The sequence below is a fragment of the Winogradskyella litoriviva genome, from assembly GCF_013249065.1.
Lineage (GTDB): Bacteria > Bacteroidota > Bacteroidia > Flavobacteriales > Flavobacteriaceae > Winogradskyella > Winogradskyella litoriviva.
In genome coordinates, this window is sequence record NZ_JABRWQ010000004.1 from 172,620 (window position 1) to 194,198 (window position 21,579).

At 31.6% G+C, this 21,579-nt stretch carries 15 protein-coding genes; 8 read left to right on the forward strand and 7 right to left on the reverse strand.

Features of this window, described 5'->3' with window-relative positions; all coding sequences use genetic code 11:
- Positions 1–614: 614 nt before the first annotated feature.
- Entirely contained in the window at positions 615–6,776 is a 6,162-nt protein-coding gene (locus HNV10_RS09755; protein WP_173301165.1) for an Ig-like domain-containing protein, read from the forward strand.
- An 80-nt stretch (positions 6,777–6,856) separates the two neighbouring features.
- On the opposite strand, the gene HNV10_RS09760 is transcribed toward HNV10_RS09755, so the two are convergent.
- From HNV10_RS09760 to porX, 7 genes are all read right to left on the reverse strand, one after another.
- A complete protein-coding gene (locus tag HNV10_RS09760; RefSeq protein WP_173301166.1) occupies positions 6,857–8,236 on the reverse strand; it encodes a nucleotide sugar dehydrogenase in 1,380 nt (459 codons plus the stop codon).
- Positions 8,237–8,393: 157 nt separating this feature from the next.
- Positions 8,394–9,413, reverse strand: a complete 1,020-nt coding sequence (locus HNV10_RS09765) for an NAD-dependent epimerase (RefSeq protein WP_173301167.1) — start codon at positions 9,411–9,413, stop codon at positions 8,394–8,396.
- A gap of 88 nt (positions 9,414–9,501) precedes the next feature.
- Positions 9,502–9,879: a hypothetical protein gene (locus HNV10_RS09770; protein WP_173301168.1), complete on the reverse strand. Its 378-nt coding sequence runs from the start codon at positions 9,877–9,879 to the stop codon at positions 9,502–9,504.
- A 49-nt stretch (positions 9,880–9,928) separates the two neighbouring features.
- Positions 9,929–11,128, reverse strand: a complete 1,200-nt coding sequence (locus tag HNV10_RS09775; RefSeq protein WP_173301169.1) for an alanine dehydrogenase — start codon at positions 11,126–11,128, stop codon at positions 9,929–9,931.
- 108 nt (positions 11,129–11,236) lie between these two features.
- Positions 11,237–11,791, reverse strand: coding sequence for a hypothetical protein (locus HNV10_RS09780; RefSeq protein WP_241695492.1), 555 nt, complete (start codon positions 11,789–11,791; stop codon positions 11,237–11,239).
- Positions 11,792–12,036: 245 nt separating this feature from the next.
- Positions 12,037–12,501: a tRNA (adenosine(37)-N6)-threonylcarbamoyltransferase complex ATPase subunit type 1 TsaE gene (tsaE, locus tag HNV10_RS09785; RefSeq protein WP_173301170.1), complete on the reverse strand. Its 465-nt coding sequence runs from the start codon at positions 12,499–12,501 to the stop codon at positions 12,037–12,039.
- Positions 12,502–12,661: 160 nt separating this feature from the next.
- Positions 12,662–14,209, reverse strand: coding sequence for a T9SS response regulator signal transducer PorX (gene porX / locus HNV10_RS09790; protein ID WP_173301171.1), 1,548 nt, complete (start codon positions 14,207–14,209; stop codon positions 12,662–12,664).
- A gap of 41 nt (positions 14,210–14,250) precedes the next feature.
- Here porX and HNV10_RS09795 point away from each other — a divergent pair, with 41 nt between their 5' ends.
- From HNV10_RS09795 to sucD, 7 genes are all read left to right on the forward strand, one after another.
- Positions 14,251–15,480 (forward strand): HD domain-containing protein, encoded by a 1,230-nt coding sequence (locus HNV10_RS09795; protein WP_173301172.1) that lies wholly within the window; start codon positions 14,251–14,253, stop codon positions 15,478–15,480.
- 52 nt (positions 15,481–15,532) lie between these two features.
- Positions 15,533–16,561: a UDP-3-O-(3-hydroxymyristoyl)glucosamine N-acyltransferase gene (gene lpxD, locus HNV10_RS09800; protein WP_173301173.1), complete on the forward strand. Its 1,029-nt coding sequence runs from the start codon at positions 15,533–15,535 to the stop codon at positions 16,559–16,561.
- Positions 16,548–17,954: a bifunctional UDP-3-O-[3-hydroxymyristoyl] N-acetylglucosamine deacetylase/3-hydroxyacyl-ACP dehydratase gene (locus HNV10_RS09805; protein ID WP_173301174.1), complete on the forward strand. Its 1,407-nt coding sequence runs from the start codon at positions 16,548–16,550 to the stop codon at positions 17,952–17,954. Before lpxD ends, HNV10_RS09805 begins: the two co-directional genes overlap by 14 nt.
- Positions 17,955–18,053: 99 nt before the next feature.
- A complete protein-coding gene (lpxA, locus tag HNV10_RS09810; protein ID WP_173301175.1) occupies positions 18,054–18,839 on the forward strand; it encodes an acyl-ACP--UDP-N-acetylglucosamine O-acyltransferase in 786 nt (261 codons plus the stop codon).
- A gap of 59 nt (positions 18,840–18,898) precedes the next feature.
- Complete coding sequence (gene efp, locus HNV10_RS09815; RefSeq protein ID WP_173301176.1) at positions 18,899–19,465, forward strand: elongation factor P; 567 nt, start codon at positions 18,899–18,901, stop codon at positions 19,463–19,465.
- Between the two features lie 78 nt (positions 19,466–19,543).
- Complete coding sequence (locus HNV10_RS09820) at positions 19,544–20,479, forward strand: UDP-3-O-(3-hydroxymyristoyl)glucosamine N-acyltransferase (RefSeq protein ID WP_173301177.1); 936 nt, start codon at positions 19,544–19,546, stop codon at positions 20,477–20,479.
- A 125-nt stretch (positions 20,480–20,604) separates the two neighbouring features.
- Positions 20,605–21,477: a succinate--CoA ligase subunit alpha gene (sucD, locus tag HNV10_RS09825; protein ID WP_173301178.1), complete on the forward strand. Its 873-nt coding sequence runs from the start codon at positions 20,605–20,607 to the stop codon at positions 21,475–21,477.
- Positions 21,478–21,579 lie beyond the last annotated feature (102 nt).

Genomic DNA, 21,579 nt, shown 5'->3' on the forward strand with positions numbered 1-21,579 from the left:
ATAATATTTTCGATTAAAGATCATTGTAAAGGTTTAATTGGTTTTTGAGGTATTTCTTTTAATTGACCTATGGTAATGTACTATCTTTTCTATAATTAAAGGCTTTTTTTTAGTATCATATCAATGACAAAATAGATTTTAGTTGAAGTCTTACATGGGTTTTTGTATTAAATTTCTTCATTCTTCTGATTGTTAATATTTTGTATATAAAATAATTTTTATTTTTTATGTGGGCATCTATATAGTCATATTTTTGAGAAGAGTTAATAATTTTAATTAAATATTTTTCTAAGCGTAAATAATAATAATAAATAATCGCTTAATTTTTATTATCTAATATAAGTTACTGTAATTTAAAGTGTTGTTTTTGTTAAAGTTTGTAAATAATTAAATTTTATAATCTTTTTTTCAATTTGGTTCGTATTTATTAAAATCAGAATGATTGTTTAATTATTTGCAAATAACTACATCTTAAATTGTAAGGTTATTACTTACAAAAATATACATTATATCGAATAACTGTGGATTTTAACTGTTTTTGTTATAATATTTGTTTTTTTTGCCATGTGAATGATTGATAAAGACTTTTTAAATTTTCAAATCCCTAACAATAAATGATTGATTTTAATTTTCAAATAAAAAAAGTATTACCACTATTTTTTTTGTTTTTTATATTTACGGTTAATTGCTTTTCTCAGCAATTAGCTTTTCCAGAAGCTCAAGGTTTTGGGAAATATGCAACTGGAGGTCGAGGAGGTGTTGTATATAAAGTTACAAATACTAATAATGATGGACCAGGAAGCTTAAGAGCTGCTGTTGAAGCGTCAGGACCTCGTACAGTAATTTTTGAAGTAAGTGGTACTATAAATTTAACTAGTAATTTAAGGGTTTTAAATAGTAACCTAACTATTGCAGGGCAAACTGCGCCTGGAGAAGGAATTTGCTTAAAAGGTGCTTCTTTTATTGTTATGGCTCAAGACGTCATTGTAAGATACATGAGGTTTAGACTGGGGGATAATGGATATAAAGATGCAAATGGTAATGTTGTAGGTTCAGACGGACCAGATGCTGACACTGTAGCTATTTTTACTAGCCCAAATTCTACTCGTAATATTATATTTGATCATTGTTCTATAAGTTGGTCTATTGACGAAAATGTTGGTATTAGTGGACATTCTGATTTAACTAAAACTGTTTCAAATGTTACTTTTCAATATTGTATATTTTCAGAAGGATTATTCGCTAGTCATCATGGAGACGGCTCACATTCTATGGGGTTTCTTATTAATAATTTTACTAAAAATGTAACACTATATAAGAATTTATTTGCAAATAATAGAGAAAGACACATAAGAGCAGGTGGAGGATGTAGTTTTGAAATGATAAATAATGTTATATATAATTACACTTATTCATCAGTAATAGGACCTGCTAATAAATTTTCTGTTATAAATAACTATTATAGAGAAGGTACTGAAGGAGTTTCCGTATCCTATATTGTTGATTTTAGTTCACAAAGTGGTTTTAATATGTCCGAAACAGAAGCTTATGCATCTGGTAACATTAACAATTCAAATAAACCCGAATTTGATAATCTTTTCATTCCTTATCAATTAGATACTCCTTCAATTGATTCTGGTATAACACCAGATTCGGTTGATGATGCAATTGCAGATGTATTAGAGAACGTAGGTGCCATATTACCTCAAAGAGATGAGGTAGACTCTAGAATAATTGAACAGTATAATAGTAATACTGGTGCAATAATAGATACACAAGAACAAGTAGGTGGTTATCCAGTACTAAGTTCTTTACCTGCTTTGGAAGATTCAGATGAAGATGGCATGCCAAATGATTGGGAAACAGCTAATAGTTTAAATTATTCAGACCCAGCAGATAGAAATATAATAAATGTTAACGGATATACTAATTTAGAGCATTATTTAAATGGTATTGAATTAGATTTAAATGGCGTAATACCTGTTACAGGTGTTGAAACTTCTCCAGAATCAATTTTCTTAAATATTTCAGAATCAGAAACTATTATCCCATTGATATTTCCTGAAGATGCTACTAATCAATATGGTTATTGGATTTCTGACGACCCATCTATTGCCACAGTTGCAAATAATGGAACAGTCACAGGTATTTCCGAGGGTGAAACAGAGGTTAGATTCTATACAAGTGATGGAAATTATATGGACTCTACTTATGTAAATGTGACTGATGTTTACATACCCTTAGTTTCGGTATCTATTTTACCAGAAACTCAAACTTTAGCTTTAGACGATGAATTACAGTTAACATTATCTGTAACTCCTATTGATGCTTCAAATGTTTTTGGTACATGGACTAGTAGTAATGAATCCGTAGCTTTAGTAGATGATAATGGGAATTTAACCCTTATAAATGAAGGAGAAACAGAAATTAGTTTTGTTTCTGTTGATGGAGTACAGTCTTCAACAGCTTATATTACAGTGACGGATGATTTTTATGGAACTTACCATCTATATAATGCAACTACGGATGTGTTATTAAATGTAATAGAAGAAGATACTTCCATTGATATAAATACAAGCGGAACTCAAATTAATTTTAGAAGTATCCCACAAGATGGTGACGCAAATATATCAGTAGAGAGTGTTGAAGTTACTTGGACAGGTCAATCAGAAGGGTATTGGCTCGAAAGTTCGCCATTATATGCAGGTATGTCTAATCATAATGGTCTTAATTTTGAGCCTTATGCTATAGAGGAAGGTGAGTATTTGTTCACAGTAAAATATTATAGTGAGAATTCAGGTGAAGGAGAAGTAGTAGCGATAGATACATTTAAATTAGTTTTTTTTTATGATGTTGGAGTTACTGCTGATGCTGGTGTAAATCAAGATATTTGTGAAGGAGAATCGGTAACATTAACAGCTTCTGGCGGCTCAAATTATTTGTGGAATACTGGGGAAACTACTGAAACTATAACAGTCACCCCATTAACATCAGAAACCTACAATGTTACTGTTTCAGATGATGACGGGAATTTTGATAGTGATAGTGTAAATGTTTCTGTTTACCCTGTACCAATTGCATTTGCTGGAGAAGATCAAAATATATGTGAGGGTGAATCCGTAGTTTTAATTGCGACTGGAGGAACAACTTATTTATGGAGTACAGGAGAAACATCTGATACGATAGAAGTAAATCCTGTTGTTGATACTATTTATACTGTAGAAGTAAGTTCAAACAATTGTTCAAGTATAGATGAAGTTACGATTTTTGTAAATGAAATTCCAGATTTAATTCTTACAGAAGATTTGAATATTATTGAAGGTGAATCAGCTATATTAACCGTTGAAGGAAATGATAATTACATTTGGAGTACTGGAGATATAACAGAATCTATAACTGTAAGCCCTTTATCTACAACGACTTACTCTGTTAGTTCAACTGGATTAAATGGCTGTGTAGCTACTAAAAGTGTTACCGTTACGGTTCTACCAGAAGTTATTGCAAATGCTGGGGAAGATATTACAATTTGTAGTGGTGAGACAGTTTCTTTATTAGCAACAGGTGGGTCTAATTATTTATGGGATTCAGGGGAAATAACAGATGAGATTACCGTAAGTCCATTAGAAACAACAACTTATGTCGTAACTGTACAAGATGATTATGGTAATTCAAATTCTGATGAAGTAACTGTATTTGTTAACGAATCACCAAATATTACTGTTAATGACAACATGTATATGATGGTTGGTAATTCCGTTACATTAACTGTTTCTGGAGCTAACTCCTATTTATGGAGTACCGATGAAATTACCGAGTCTATAATTGTAAGTCCTGTTGTTACTACAACTTATACTGTTACAGGTTCTCTTGAAAATGGATGTCAAGATATCGAAGAAGTTACAATAACTGTAGTAGATGTTTTATCTGCTAATGCTGGAGATGACGTTTCCATATGTGAAGGAGAGAGTATTATTATGAATGCTTCTGGCGGTATAACATACACATGGAATACGGGAGACACAGGACCATCACCAATATTTACACCAGATGAAACCACAACATATTATGTTACTGTGACAGATGGTTTCGGTAATTCTGATACAGATAGTATAACCGTTACAGTTAATGCTTTACCTATAGCAGATGCAGGGGAGAGTCAAACAATATGTTTAGGCGAGTCAATAATATTAACTGCTAACGGTGGTGAAACTTATTTGTGGAGCACCGGTGAAACAACTTCATCTATTAATGTAAATCCGCAAATAGATACTGTTTATTCTGTTGAAGTTTTTTCAACTTCATGTTCTGATATCGATGAAGTTGAAATATTTGTATCTGAAACCCCAGAATTGTTGCTAACAGAAAATGTGTCAATATTTGAAGGAGAATCAGTAACCCTTCAAGTTTCTGGCTCAGACAATTATTTATGGAGTACAGGAGAATTTACCGATTCTATAATAGTAAGTCCATTACAGACAACTACTTATAGTGTTATAGGTACCTTAGAAAATGGTTGTAATAGTACCGAAAATGTAACTGTAACTGTATATCCAGAAGTTATTGCGGATGCAGGAAATGATGTTACTATTTGTTCTGGCGAAAGTATTACCCTACATGCTTCAGGAGGAGTTACTTATTTATGGAGTACAGGTCACTCTGTATCATCACCAACTTTTATTCCTAATGAAACTACAACTTATACTGTAACTGTTACTGATGGTTTTGGAAATTCAGATACCGATAGCGTTACGGTAACAGTGATTGATTTGCCTAATATTACTGTTACTGATAATTCGGTAATTGTATTGGGTGAAAGTATAACCTTAGAAGCTTTTGGAGCTGAAACCTATTTTTGGAATAATGGTAATACCTCAAATTCAATAACAGTTAATCCAACTACAACAACAACTTATACAGTTACTGGTTATAATTCGACAAATTGTTCGGTTACAGAAGAGATAACTATCACAGTTGTTCCTCAAGTAGAAGCAAATGCAGGCTTAGATTCAAATATTTGTTATGGTGATAGTATAACCTTAGTTGCTTCAGGAGGGAGTATTTATAATTGGGATAATGGAGCAACTACAGCAGAAATAACTTTGAGCCCTTTAGAAACTTCAACTTATACCGTTACGGTATCGGATAATTATGGTAATTCAGATACAGATAGTGTTACAATTACAGTTAATGAATTACCAATTATAAATGTATCTGAAAATGTCACAATAATAGAAGGAGAAAGTATTGATTTATATGTAAATGGTGCATTATCTTATTTATGGAGCACGGGTGAGACGTCGAATATAATCACTGTTAATCCAACACAAACAACAACTTACTTAGTTACTGGGTATTCAAGTCTTGGTTGCCAAAATTCAGCTGAAGTAACTGTTACTGTGATACCAGAAGTCAATGCAAATGCGGGTAACGATGTTTCTATATGTGTAGGTGAAAGTGTAACTTTAAATGCAAATGGAGGTTCTAATTATATATGGAGTACAGGTCAAACTGGCGAATCAATTACTGTAAGTCCTATTTCAACGGAGACATATACAGTTATGGTAACCGATGTATACGGTAATTCAGATTCAGATAGCGTTACAGTAACAGTTAATGAATTACCAATTATCAATGTATCTCAAGATGTTACCATAATTGAAGGAGAAAGTATTGATTTATATGTCAATGGTGCATTGTCCTATTTATGGAATACTGGAGAAACATCAAGCACAATAACTGTTAGTCCAACAGAAACAACAATTTATACTGTTTTTGGTACATCAAATTCTTGTGATAGTATAGTTGAAGAAATTGTTGTGACGGTAACTCCATTATTTGTTGCCTCAGCTGGTATAGATGAACATATATGTGATAATTTAAATTATGAAGTTGTTCTTACGGCTAATCAAGGAGATAATTACTTATGGAGCACAGGAGAAACTTCACAATCAATTATTGTTAGCCCATTATCTACTACGACATATCATGTAACAATCACAAATGGAGGGCAGGTAGATACCGATTCAGTAACAGTTTATGTCAATCCAAGTCCAGAAGTTGTCATTGAAAATGGTGAAAGCGTAGATATTATGAGTGGAGACTTTATAACATTATCCGCCTCCGGAGCGAATACTTTTGAATGGAATAACGGTGCTACTCAGCCAAATATAGCAGTGAGTCCTTCCGAAACTACTACATATGAAGTGAGAGGATACGTTGGAGACTGCTATGATGAGAAACAAGTTACGGTTAATGTATTACATCCAGTTATAGCTGATGCAGGTGAAGATTTTACTATTTGTTTAGACGAAGTAGTAATGTTAACGGCAACTGGAGGTGATGATTATGTTTGGAATACAGGAGAAACAACTCCTACAATACAAGTGTCTCCGTTGGAAACAACTGAGTATACTGTTACAGTTTTTAATGCTTTAGATTTTGATGAAGCTTCTGTAATAGTGGAGGTTGATTTAGATTGTACCACACAATCAAATAATCCATTAGATAATGAAATTTATAATGACTTGGATTTAAATATATACCCAAATCCAGCTAATAACATGGTAAACGTTAAATTAATTGGCAGTAGAGATATTTCAGAAATTCATTTTTATGATGTAACGGGTAAATTAATAAAACAGAAAATAATTACAAATGAAGATTTAGCTCCGATAGTAACATCTCAGATAGATATTAGTTCGTTTCAAGCAGGAGTATACTTTGTTAAAGTATTAGATGATAAAAATGCGATCACTAAAAAGCTTTTAGTTGAATGATTATTTAATATTAATATCAAAACAAAAAAGCACTAAATATTTCTTTTAGTGCTTTTTTGTTTTAAACATATTATTTTTAATCACTTCCCAATTGAGGAGTATTCAAAACCAATTTTTGTCATTTCATCTTTATCCAAAATGTTTCTCCCGTCAAAAATAAATGCAGGTTTCTTCATTTGGTCATAGATTTTTTTCCAATCGTAAGTTTTAAACTCATCCCATTCTGTCATAATTGCAACAGCATGAGCGTCTTTTGTCGTTTCATAAGGGTCGTCAAAAGAAGTTACAAGCTTCTTGTTTTCTTCTTCTGACCGTGTGTTAAGATAGTTAAGGTCTGCTTGTACTTTTAGATTATTTACTTTTGGATCATAAACAGCAATATTTGCTTGTTCGTTTAATAAATGATCTGCAACATAAATAGCAGCTGATTCTCTAGTATCATTGGTGTCCTTTTTAAAAGCCCAACCTAACATTGCAATCTTTTTTCCTGATACCGTGTTATATAATGTACTAATTAGTTTGTCAGAAAACCTTCGTTTTTGATGATCATTTAAAATAATTACTTGTTCCCAATAATCGGCTACAGCATTTAGCCCGTAACTTCTGGCAATGTAAACAAGGTTTAAAATATCTTTTTGAAAACATGATCCACCAAAACCTATTGAAGCATTTAAAAACTTAGGTCCTATTCTAGAATCCATACCAATTGCCTTTGCTACTTCGTTAACATTGGCTTCGGTATGTTCACATAATTCTGAAATTGCATTTATAGATGATATACGTTGTGCTAAAAAAGCATTCGCTGTAAGTTTAGACAATTCAGAAGACCACACGTTAGTTCTTAATATTCTATCTTGTGATACCCAACTGCCATAAACATTTGCTAAACTATCTATAGCATCTTCAGATTCTCCACCTATTAATACCCGATCAGGATTTAATAAATCTTCAATAGCAGTTCCTTCAGCTAAAAATTCTGGATTAGATAAAATACTGAATTTTACATCACTTCCTGTATTGTGCAAAATGCTTTTTATTGCTTGGGCTGTTCTAACAGGTAAAGTAGATTTTTCAACAACTATTTTATCTGTAGTAGCGACTTCTGCAATGTTTCTAGCACATAGTTCTACATATTTTAAATCTGCAGCCATGCCTTTTCCTTTACCATAAGTTTTGGTTGGTGTATTAACAGAAATAAAAATCATTTCAGATTCTTTAATTGTTTTGTCTATTTCGGTAGAAAAGAATAGGTTTTTTCCTCTTGTTTCTTCAACAATTTCAGCCAAACCTGGCTCGTAAATTGGTAATTTAGAAACGTCTTCGTCATTCCAAGCAGCAATACGATCTGCATTTATATCGACAATGGTAACTTTTATATTGGGATTCTTTTTTGCAATTACAGCCATAGTAGGTCCTCCTACATATCCAGCACCAATACAACAGATTTTTGTTATTCTCATTGTTTTAAGTTTATTTAGATTTGAGTTTAATTTTAGTTTTAGAGTGCAAATTTGGTTGAAATAAGTTTAGAATGATAATTTATTACACCAAAAACACTTTTTCACGATTAAGTCTTATAATTGCACAAAAATAAGAACAATAGTTTTAGAATGAAACTTAATTATAATAGTTTTTAAACCAATCAATAAATGATTTTACACCATGTTTAATTGAAGTGTTTGGACTATAATTATAATCTTTAATTAATTCATCTACGTCTGCCCATGTGCGTTCTACATCTCCTGGTTGCATTTCCATCATATCTTTGGTTGCAACTTTATCTAGATTAACTTCGATTTCTTTAATAAAATCTAACAATTTCACTGAATTATTATTTCCAATGTTATAGACCTTATATAAATTATTAGATTCAATTCTAGGTTGAGGAGATTTTTCTATGATTCTTACTACGCCTTCTACAATATCATCAATATAAGTAAAATCGCGCTCCATTTTTCCATGATTAAAGACTTTTATTGGTCTATTGTTTACAATTGCATCAGTAAATAAAAACATAGCCATATCTGGCCTTCCCCAAGGTCCGTAAACAGTAAAAAACCTTAAGCCAGTAGTAGGGAATTTAAACAAATGACTATAGGTATGAGCCATAAGCTCATTACTTTTTTTAGTAGCAGCATATAAACTTATAGGATGATCTACATTATCATCTGTTGAGAACGGAATTTTTTTGTTCATACCATAAACACTAGAACTACTTGCATAGACTAGGTGTTTAATGTCATTATTTCTACAACATTCTAAAATGTTTAAGAAACCAACTAAATTAGAGTCTACATAAGTTTCAGGATTTTCTAAACTATATCTAACACCAGCTTGAGCAGCAAGATTACAAACAATATCAAATTTTTGAGTTTGAAATAATTTTGGAAGTTCTTCACGATTTTCAAGATTCATTCTTACAAATGAGAAGTCATTTGTAGAACTTTTACAAACTGTATTAAATTCCCTTGCTTCATTTTTATCAATACCTAGTTCCTTGAGTCTAGAATATTTTAAATTGACATCATAGTAATCATTTATATTATCTAAGCCTACAACTTTATGGCCTTTAGCTGTTAATACTTTAGAAACATAAAATCCTATAAAGCCTGCAGCTCCTGTAACTAATATTTTCATTATAAAATGATTTAACTTTTAAGTTTGACTTCAAATATTCAAATTTAGATTGAGATCTCTAAATTTTATTGTGATCAATTTCAACAAATTAGTTGTTTGTATAATTAATATCGAGGAGTGTCGCTATAGAATCACAATTTTTAATTTTCAACTCCATATTACGTTCTTTATAGATGTTTTCTATATAATATACATTACATGAATCTAATTTAGTATTACTCTTAGAAAAATTAACACTACCAAACTTTATTAAATTTATAACTGTAGTGGAATCTATATGTTGATTTATTACAAATTCGGATGATTTTTCTGAATATTGAATTGACTTAGAACTAATATTTTTTGTCGTCCGTGCATTGGGTCCGTAATCGCAAGACGCATCTTTACCATTTAAAAAAAACATTAAAAGCACTAATCCAATGGCAAATCCTCCAAGGTAATAACCTAAACGATGTATAAATTTCATAGATAAAAATAAGATTCCGTAATTGCGATTTTAGTCAATAACTATAGTTTTAAAAAATCAACAAATTGGCATCATTGTAATCTAAACCAAACCATTCTGCTACAGATTTGTTAGTTAAAATGCCGTGGTAAAAATACAACCCATTTTTTAAACCACGATCAAAACGAAGTGCATTTTCTATACCACCATATTCGCCAATTTGTAATAAATAAGGTGTAAAAATGTTACTGATAGAAACTGAAGCTGTTCTAGAGTAGCGCGCAGGAATATTAGGAACACAATAATGAATTACACCATTATATTCAAAAGTTGGCTTATCATGTGTTGTAACTTCACTGGTTTCAAAACATCCTCCCATGTCTATACTAACATCTATTACTACAGAACCAGGTTTCATATGGCTTAACATACTTTCCGTAACAACAATTGGTGCCCGATTAGAGCCACGTACAGCACCAATAGCTACATCACAACGTTTTAATGCTTTTAAAAGATTTTTTGGTTGCATTGTTGACGTGTAAACAGTACGACCTAAATTATTTTGAAGTCTACGTAATCTAGTAATTGAACTATCAAAAACTTTAATATTTGCACCCAAACCAATAGCGGATCTTGCGGCAAATTCTCCAACAGTACCTGCACCCAAAATTAATACTTCAGAAGGTGGTACACCATTTATATTTCCCATCATTAAGCCATTTCCTCCATTAACATTGGAAAGAAGTTCTGAAGCGATTAATATGGATGCTGTACCTGCAATTTCACTTAATGAGCTAACAGCTGGATATGCGCCATCATCATCCTTAATATACTCAAAGGCTAGAGCTGTAATTCTTTTTTTTGCTAATGCTTCAAAATAAGATTTATCTTGAGTTTTTATTTGAAGTGCAGAAATTAGAAGTGTTTGTGGATTAATAAGTTTAATCTCATCTAAAGAAGGCGGTTCTACTTTGAGTATAATAGGACAGGAGTAGACCTTTGCAGTATCCTTAGTAACTTCTGCACCAGCTTCACTATAATCCTTATCTTTAAAATTGGCGCCTTCACCTGCACCAGACTCAAACAATACGCGATGACCGTTTGCCGTTAATGCAGAAACAGCATCTGGAGTTAAACAAACACGACGCTCTTGAAAATGCGTTTCTTTTGGGATACCAATAAAGAGTTCCCCTTTTTGTTTAAGAATTTCTAGGGTTTCTTCTTGAGGTAATAATTGGGCTTTAGTAAATGGAGAAAATGACTTACTCATTGAAGTTTTAGCTTTAGTTTACCATTGCAATATAATGAATAACACTATATAATTGGTTGTTAAATCTAAACTTCAAATAAGATTAAAATTATAAAGCAAGTTAGAAACTTAAAAATATTGCTTAACTCTTCCCCAAACACCTTTAGGCTTAATCATAAACTCTTGTTCCAGCTCTTCTAGTGTTTTATCCGCATTGTTTATTTTATTAAACATTTTAGCTCTAATTAAATAAATTGAAGGGACAACAATTACTAAAACAGGTAATAAAAATAAGAATTGATTTTCATCAGTACGAAGTAGTTCTGCATTAACACTTGTAATGATTTGAAATGAATACATAACAATTGGTACTAATAAAGCATGATGCCACCAGTGCCTGCAAGTGAAAAACCAAATTAGAACTAATATAAGAGGTACAACTTTCCCGGTATAAACCCACATTGCATATTGTGCAGACTCCCAAAACCCACTTTCGTAAGTACCTAAAAAAGTGTGCCAGATAGCATCATCTGGCACACTTTCATGTATTAAATATAAAAGAGGAGTAGAAGCAATCACTGTAGATATTATTGTACCTATAACAGCGCTCCTAGTCAATTTAATATTATCCCCATTTAACGAGTTTTCTTTTCTTCTTCTCGATTTTTGTTGTAGTTTGTCCATCTAAGTCAATAATGTTTGTAGCTTGTACAGTAAATAACACTCCTCCAAAGATAGCAATTGCTAATACTAGGTTTTTTTTGTTTTTCATAATTCAAGGGATTTAATTAATTAATTACTTCAAAATTAAATGCATATGGCAGTAATTACAAATGTAATGTTGTTAAAGTCCAATAAATTACGAGATAATTGTTACGGTTTTGACGTAACTATAGTACAATCTTGTAGGAATTTTTATAAAATTTTATTTAAAATTTCACTGTTTTCATAGCTTTATTTACGGTTAAATGATTTGTGTTTATAGTTAATTTGAGGTTTCTTTTATTGTCTTCTAAATCAGTAATAGTAATAGATTGGCTGTTTTCTGGTAGGATGTCTTCTATACGCTCAGGCCATTCTAAAAAAAGCCAATGATCACTGTTAAGATAATCTTCAATACCAAAGTTATATGCTTCTTCTATTGATTCAATTCTAAAGAAATCAAAATGATATACTTTATCATTAGGTATTTTATATTCATTTACAATAGAAAATGTTGGGCTAGTGGCTACATCATTACTGTGCATTGCTTTTAATAACGCATTTATAAAGGTTGTTTTACCTGCTCCCATACTGCCATTAAAAAGTAAAATTTTAGAATTTAAATGATCTAAAACACTAGATGCAATAGCATCAATATCTTTTAAATGGTATGTATAATCAATGGTTTTCACTGTTTCAAATGGAATTTTAGAAAACAATGATAAGGATATAATATGACATAACCAAAGAAAATATGTATTTCATCGGTTATTTTTGCGTTTTAAGGAGTTTTTATTGTAAGTGACTACGAATAAACTCCAAAGATTTAACTACAATTAAATTATTTAAAAACTATTTTGGATCCATTACCACAAACGGTATAATCATTTCTTCTAAAGAAACACCACCATGTTGATAGGTGTTTCTATAGTAACTTACATAATGATTAAAGTTATTAGGGTAAGCTAAAAACATATCACCTTTAGCAAAAATAAAAGAGCTACTCATTGTTAAAGAGGGTAAATGAATGGATTTAGGATTTTTAATAGCTAAAACATCTTTATCTTGGTAGGTTAAACTTCTTCCCGTTTTATAACGTAGGTTTAAACTAGTGTCTCTATCTCCAATAACTTTAGAAGGTGCTTTTACATTTATTGTACCATGATCAGTGGTTAAAATTAATTTAAACCCTAATTGCTGTGATAATTGTATCATTTCTAACAATGGCGAATTTTTAAACCAACTTACAGTTAGAGATCGGTAAGCCTTATCATTAGAGGCTAGTTCTTTAACAACCTCCATTTCGGTTTTAGAGTGAGATAACATGTCTACAAAATTGTAAACAATGACATTAAGGTCATTATCTTTTAATGATTTAAAATTTTCTACAAGTTTTTTACCTGCCTTTAAACTCGTAATTTTATGGTATTCATGTTTTATGTTCTTTAACCCTAAACGTTTAAGTTGTTCTCTTAAGAAGTCGTCTTCATGCATGTTTTTTCCACCTTCATCTGTATCATTTTTCCAATATTGAGGAAATAAACTCTCCATGTCTGCTGGCATTAAGCCAGAGAAAATAGCATTTCTAGCATATTGTGTTGCTGTAGGTAAAATACTGTAAAATGCTAATTCTGAAGATTTTTTGTAATAATTATTCACAATAGGTTCAAAAGCCTTCCATTGATCATACCGTAGATTATCTATTACAATTAAAACGGTTGGTTGCTTGTCGCTTAATTCTGGCACAACTTTGTCTTTAAACAATGTATGAGACATTACGGGAGCATCAGTGTTTGGTTGAAACCAATCTTCATAATTTTTTTCAATGAATTTGCCAAATTGCATATTAGCTTCTGTTTTTTGAGATTCTAAAATGTCAGTCATTCCTGCATCTTCAATGCCTTCAAGTTGTAATTCCCAATAAATAAGCTTTTGGTATAACTCTACCCATTCTTCATAAGAATTAACCATAGATAAATCCATGGCAATCTTTCTGAATTCCTGTTGGTAATTAGATGTTGTTTTTTCAGAAACTAAGCGAGAATGGTCTAAATTCTTCTTCAAACTCAATAAAATCTGATTTGGGTTTACAGGTTTTATTAAATAATCTGCAATTTTATTACCAATTGCTTCTTCCATAATATATTCCTCTTCGCTTTTGGTAATCATTACCACAGGTAAATTGGCTCTACGTTCTTTAATTTCATTTAACGTTTCTAAACCAGTTAATCCAGGCATATTCTCATCTAAAAAGACAATATCGAAATTCGTATCATTAATTACTTCTAAAGCTTCCGTACCACTTTGGCATTTTGTAACTGTATAACCTTTTTGCTCTAAAAAGATAATATGTGGCTTTAATAAATCTATTTCATCGTCAACCCAGAGAATATTTATCATGTTATGGTATATTTGTTTATTAATTTTTGAATTTTAATATTTTGCCTACAAACAATAAGCTTAAAATCTTTAACGACCCAATTTACGGATTTATTACTATACCGAATTCGTTAATTTTCGATATTATTCAGCACAAATACTTTCAGAGGTTACGTCGTATTAGCCAAATGGGATTATCTTATTTGGTTTATCCTGGTGCACATCATACACGTTTTCACCATGCATTAGGCTGTATGCATTTAATGCAAAAGGCAGTCAATGTGCTTCGTTTTAAAGGTGTTACAATTTCTAATGACGAAGAAAATGGATTACTGTTAGCTATTTTATTACATGATATTGGTCATGGTCCATTTTCGCATGCAATGGAACACAGCATAGTTAATGATGTGTCTCATGAGGAAATTTCATTGCGCTTTATGGAAGAACTCAATGTAGAGTTTAACGGAAGTTTAACGTTAGCCATCTCTATTTTTAAAGGAGAATACCCAAGACAATTTATGTGCGAGCTTATTTCTAGCCAATTAGACATGGATAGAGCGGATTACCTAAAACGAGATAGTTTTTATACAGGTGTAGCAGAGGGAAATATTAATAGCGAACGTTTAATCACCATGCTTAATGTGGTTGACGATCAATTGTTAGTAGAAGAAAAAGGTATTTTAAGTGTAGAGAAATTTTTAATTGCCAGACGGTTTATGTATTGGCAAGTTTATATGCACAAAACAGGAGTGGTTGCAGAGCAGTTACTAATGGGTGTTTTAAAACGAGCAAAAGAATTGGTTCAACAAGGCGTTAAGTTAAATTGTAGTGATGCTCTATTTTATTTTTTATTTTCTGAAATAAATGGTGAAAGTTTTACAAATGAAACCCTTATGGTTTTTTCAAAATTAGATGATTATGATATCGTTGCTGCTTTAAAAGAATGGAAAAATCATAATGATTTTGTGTTAAGTAGTCTCTGCCAAATGATTTTAGATAGAAATTTATTAAAAGTGAAGTTAAAGAATAAGGCAATTAAAGCTTCAGATTTAAAAGAACATTCAGAAGAGATAATAAAAAAATATAATATTTCTAAGCATGAAGCTTCATTTTTTGTGTTTCATGGAGAGCTAACTAATCAGGCGTATCAGAATAAATTTCAGAAGATTAACATTTTATTCAAATCCGGAAAAATTAAGGATATTGTTAAAGCTTCTGATCAATTAAACCTAAAAGCACTCAGTAAACCTATAACTAAATATTATATGTGCTATCCTAAAAAGAAAATGTAATCCTTTTTTTCTATTTTTGCGTAAACCAACTTTTGACATTAAAATTTTACCATTGAAATTTACAGCAGAACAAATTGCAGGTATTTTAGACGGAACCGTTGTTGGTGATCCTAGTATTGAAGTTTCTAAACTTTCTAAAATAGAAGAGGGAACTCTAGGATCATTGACTTTTTTATCTAATTTAAAATACACGCCTTATATATATACCACAGAAGCTTCGATTACTATTGTTAATAATACTTTTGTGCCAGATAAGCCAATTTCAACTACATTAATAAAAGTAGATGATGCTTATGAAGGTTTTACAAAATTATTAGAATATTACGATAGAATAAAAACGCATAAAGAAGGTATAGAACAACCTAGTTTTATTAATGAATCTGTTAATATTCCAGAAAAAATATATGTTGGCGCATTTGTTTATATTGGCAATAATGTAGAACTTGGTGATAATGTAAAAATTTATCCTAATGCTTATATTGGTGATAATGTAAAACTTGGAGATAATACCATTGTTTTTCCTGGAGGTAAAATATATTCAGACTGTATTATTGGAAATAATTGTGTAATTAATTCTGGTGCCGTAATAGGAGCAGATGGTTTTGGGTTTGCTCCAACCAAAGATGGAGGTTACACTAAAGTTCCACAAACCGGAAATGTTATTTTAGAAGATTTTGTAGATATAGGAGCTGGGACAACAATAGATAGAGCAACAATGGGATCTACAATAATTAGGTCTGGTGTAAAATTAGATAATCAAATACAAATTGCTCACAACGTAGAAATAGGAAAAAACACGGTAATTGCTGCGCAAACAGGAGTTGCTGGTTCTACTAAAATTGGCGAACATTGCCAAATAGGTGGACAAGTAGGAATTGCAGGGCATTTAGTAATCGGAAATAATGTAAAAGTGCAAGCGCAATCTGGTATTGGTAGAAATGTAAAAGATGACGAAGTCTTACAAGGCTCACCTTCTTTTGGATATACTGATTGGAATAAATCTTATGTTTATTTCAAAAACTTACCTAAGCTTGCAAAAACTATTAATGAATTAGAAAAAAAAGTAGATGGCCATAATTAAAACAGAAATTAAGCAAAAAACCATTGAAAAAGAAGTCACTTTAAAAGGTGTTGGACTTCATACTGGTGCAGAAGTAAATTTGGTATTTAAACCAGGTTCTGAAAACTCTGGGTTTAGTTTTGTACGTGTAGATTTAGAAGGTAGCCCAAAAATGGAAGCTGATGCTAATTACGTAACAAGCACCCAACGTGGTACCTGTTTAGAAAGAAATGGTGTTACAATTCAAACTTGCGAACATGTTTTAGCTGCTTTAGTTGGTTTAGATATTGATAATGCTATTATAGAGTTAGATGCTTCAGAGCCTCCTATAATGGATGGGTCTTCAAAGTTTTTTGTGGAAGCTTTAGAAGAAGCTGGTATTGTAGAACAAGATGCTTTTAGGGAAGAATATGAAGTAACTCAGGTGGTTTCTTACACAGATGAAGAAACCGGAAGTGAAATTATTTTAATGCCTTCAAGTTCTTACCAGATTACAACAATGGTAGATTTTGGGACTAAAGTTTTAGGAACCCAAAACGCCACTTTAAATAATGTTTCAGATTTTAAATCTGAAATATCAAATGCTAGAACGTTTAGTTTTTTACATGAAATTGAAATGCTTTTAGAGCATGGATTAATTAAAGGTGGAGATTTAAACAATGCTATTGTTTATGTAGATAAAGAATTATCTCCAGAAACGATGGAAAAACTGAGAGTAGCATTTAAAAAAGATAATATTGCCGTAAAACCAAATGGTATTTTAGATAATTTAACGTTGCATTATCCTAATGAAGCTGCTCGCCATAAGTTATTAGATGTTTTAGGTGATTTAGCTTTAATAGGTACAAGAATTAGAGGAAAGGTTATAGCTAATAAACCAGGACATTTTGTTAACACACAGTTCGCAAAAAAAATGTCTAAACTTATAAAAAACGAAAGACGAAATAATGTACCACAAATAGATTTAAATGCTGTTCCATTAATGGATGTCAATCAAATAATGGACATGTTACCGCATAGGCAACCGTTTTTGTTATTAGATAAGGTTTATGAATTGTCTGATAACCATGTTATAGGTATGAAAAACGTGACCATGAACGAAGAGTTCTTTAGAGGTCATTTTCCTGGAGCACCAGTTATGCCAGGTGTTTTAATTGTAGAAGCAATGGCGCAAACAGGTGGTATATTAGTATTGAGTACAGTACCTGATCCTGAAAATTATTTAACATTTTTCATGAAAATGGATAACGTAAAATTTAAGCAAAAAGTAGTGCCAGGAGATACCTTAATTTTTAAGTGTTCATTAATTACACCAATCCGAAGAGGTATCTGCCACATGCAAGGTTATGCATATACTAATGGTAAGCTGTGCGCAGAAGCAGAACTAATGGCACAAATATCAAAAGTAAAATAGAAGAAAGTTTGGCATTGTAACTGCATGTCTTAAAACAAAGAAGCTTATAAAGTTTTTATAGCAAATAATATTTTGCTTTATTAAATAAATACAAGAGAAATGAACCAACCGTTAGCATACGTACATCCTGGTGCAAAGATTGCAAAGAATGTAGTAATTGAACCTTTTACAACAATACATAATAATGTAAAAATTGGAGAAGGCACTTGGATTGGAAGTAATGTTACCATCATGGAAGGTGCGCGAATAGGAAAAAATTGTAATATTTTCCCAGGAGCAGTTATTTCTGCTGTTCCTCAAGATTTAAAATATAATGATGAGGATACAACAGTAGAAATTGGAGATAATGTTACCATAAGAGAATGTGTAACGATTAATAGAGGTACAACGGATAGAATGAAAACCGTTGTTGGTAATAACTGCCTTATAATGGCTTATTGTCATATTGCTCATGACTGTATAGTGGGTAACAATTGTATTTTTTCTAATAATAGTACACTTGCTGGTCATATAACAGTAGGAGATTACGTAATATTGGCAGGCATGACAGCTGTACATCAGTTTTGTTCTATAGGCAATCACGCCTTTGTAACTGGCGGTTCATTAGTCCGTAAAGATGTGCCACCTTATGTAAAAGCAGCAAGAGAACCTTTATCATATGTAGGTATCAATTCAGTAGGATTAAGACGAAGAGGATACAGTACCGAAAAGATTAGAGAAATTCAGAATATATATAGAATGCTCTATCAAAAAAATTATAACAATACCCAAGCTGCAGATTTAATTGAAGCAGAAATGGAAGCTACTCCAGAGCGTGATGAAATTTTACAATTCATTAAAAACTCGCATCGTGGTATTATGAAAGGATATTTTAAATCCAATTAAGATTGAATCTTATAGAATCAAATATTAGCTTAAATTAAATAAATAATTAAAAAACAATAATGGCAACTACTTCAGATATTAGAAACGGATTATGTATTAAATACAATAATGATATTTATAAAATTATAGAATTCTTACATGTAAAACCAGGAAAAGGACCAGCTTTTGTTAGAACAAAAATGAAAAGTGTTACTACAGGTAAAGTTTTAGATAATACGTTTTCTGCAGGTCATAAAATAGAAGATATACGTGTTGAAACTCATAAATTTCAATATTTATATAATGATGGTGAATTTTATCATTTTATGAATGAAGCAGATTATACACAAATTAGATTATTAGAATCAGCATTAGATAGACCAGACTTAATGAAGGAAGGTGAAGTGGTTACTATTCAGATTAATACTGAAGATAATATGCCTCTTTCAGTAGAGTTACCCGCTTCTGTTGTATTAGAAATAACAGCAACAGAACCTGGAGTAAAAGGAAACACAGCAACCAATGCAACTAAACCTGCAACTGTTGAGTCTGGAGCAATTGTAAATGTGCCATTATTTATTAATGAAGGTGATAAGATAAAGGTAGAAACGGATAAGGGTACTTATAAAGAACGTATTAAAGAATAATTTATAAGTTAACAGTACATAGACTTCAGTTTGCTATTGCAATCTGGTTACTGTTAACTGAATATTGAATACTGAAACATGAAATTCCCCAAGCCATACTCTTTAAAGGAAATTGCAACATTAATTGGTTGTAAGTATAAAGGCGCAGAAGATTTTGAAATTTTAGGCATCAACGAAATTCATGTGGTAGAACCAGGTGATATTGTTTTTGTTGATCACCCAAAATACTATGATAAAGCATTAGAATCTGCGGCAACAATAGTCTTAATAAACAAAGATGTTGATTGCCCAAAAGGTAAAGCACTATTAATTTCAGACGATCCATTTAGAGATTTTAATAAGCTTACAGAACATTTTAAACCTTTTAAAGCTTCAACCAGTGCAATTGCAAAGGATGCTATTATTGGTGAAGGTACTGTGATTCAGCCTAATTGTTTTATAGGTAATAATGTAACAATAGGAAAAAACTGTATTATTCATGCCAATGTAAGTATCTATGATGAAGCTATAATTGGAGATAATGTAACTATACATTCTGGTACCGTTTTGGGCGCAAGTGCATTTTATTATAAGAATAGACCAGAGGGTTATGACCAATTGAAATCAGGTGGTCGTGTTATTATTGAAAACAATGTAGACATTGGTGCATTATGCACCATAGATAGAGGTGTAACTGGCGATACAACCATAGGAGAAGGTTCTAAGTTAGATAATCAAATACAAATAGGGCACGATACCGTTATAGGTAAAAAATGTTTAATAGCATCGCAAACCGGAATTGCAGGTTGTGTTGTTGTAGAAGATAACGTTACTATTTGGGGACAAGTTGGAGTAAAAAGTGGAATTACTATTTCAAAAGGCACTGTGTTATATGCACAAACTGGTTTAGGACACACAACTGAAGAGGGCAAAACATACTTTGGGTCGCCTGCAATAGAAGCAAGAACATTTTTTAAGGAACGTGCTTATGTAAAAATGATTCCTGAGATTCTTCAAAAATTAAAAAACTTATAATTTTAGTCTTAGAGTTTATTAAAGATTTTAACAAGGAAATAAAATTATAAAAGAGGTCGGTTTTGCATAATAATTCTCTTATTTTTGTGCAACAAATTTATAAAACTTAAAAACAACAATATCAAATGAGCGTTTTAGTTAATAAGAATTCTAATATTATAGTTCAAGGTTTTACAGGTAGTGAAGGTACATTTCATGCTGGACAAATGATTGAATATGGAACAAACGTTGTAGGTGGTGTTACTCCAGGTAAAGGAGGACAAACACATTTAGACAAGCCAGTTTTTAATACAGTTTCTGAAGCTGTTGAAAAAGTAGGTGCAGATACTACAATTATTTTTGTGCCACCAGCTTTTGCAGCAGACGCTATTATGGAAGCTGCTGATGCAGGTATTAAAGTAATTATTACAATTACCGAAGGAATTCCTGTAGCTGATATGATTAAAGCGGCTGACTATATTAAAGACAAAGAATGTAGATTAATTGGTCCTAACTGTCCTGGTGTTATTACACCTGGTGAAGCTAAAGTTGGTATTATGCCAGGTTTCGTTTTCAAAAAAGGAAATGTTGGTATTGTTTCTAAGTCTGGTACATTAACTTACGAAGCTGCTGACCAAGTTGTAAAACAAGGTTTAGGTATTACTACTGCAATTGGTATTGGTGGAGATCCAATTATTGGGACAACAACAAAAGAAGCTGTAGAGTTATTAATTAATGACCCAGAAACAGAAGCTGTTGTTATGATAGGTGAAATTGGAGGTCAGTTAGAAGCTGATGCTGCCAACTGGTATAAGGAAAGTGGAAGTAAAAAACCAGTAATTGGTTTTATTGCTGGTGAAACTGCTCCTGCTGGACGTACAATGGGACATGCTGGTGCTATTGTAGGTGGTAGTGATGATACTGCTCAAGCCAAAAAGAAAATTATGAGAGCTTGTGGAATTCATGTTGTTGATTCTCCTGCAGAAATTGGTAAAAAAGTAGCTGAGGTTTTAGGATAAACTTCTGTTAAAATAAATATAAAAACACCTCGTTATTAATCCATTGGCTATATTTTTAGCTAATGGATTTTTTTTATCTGTTATTCAATCAATTTAAATCTA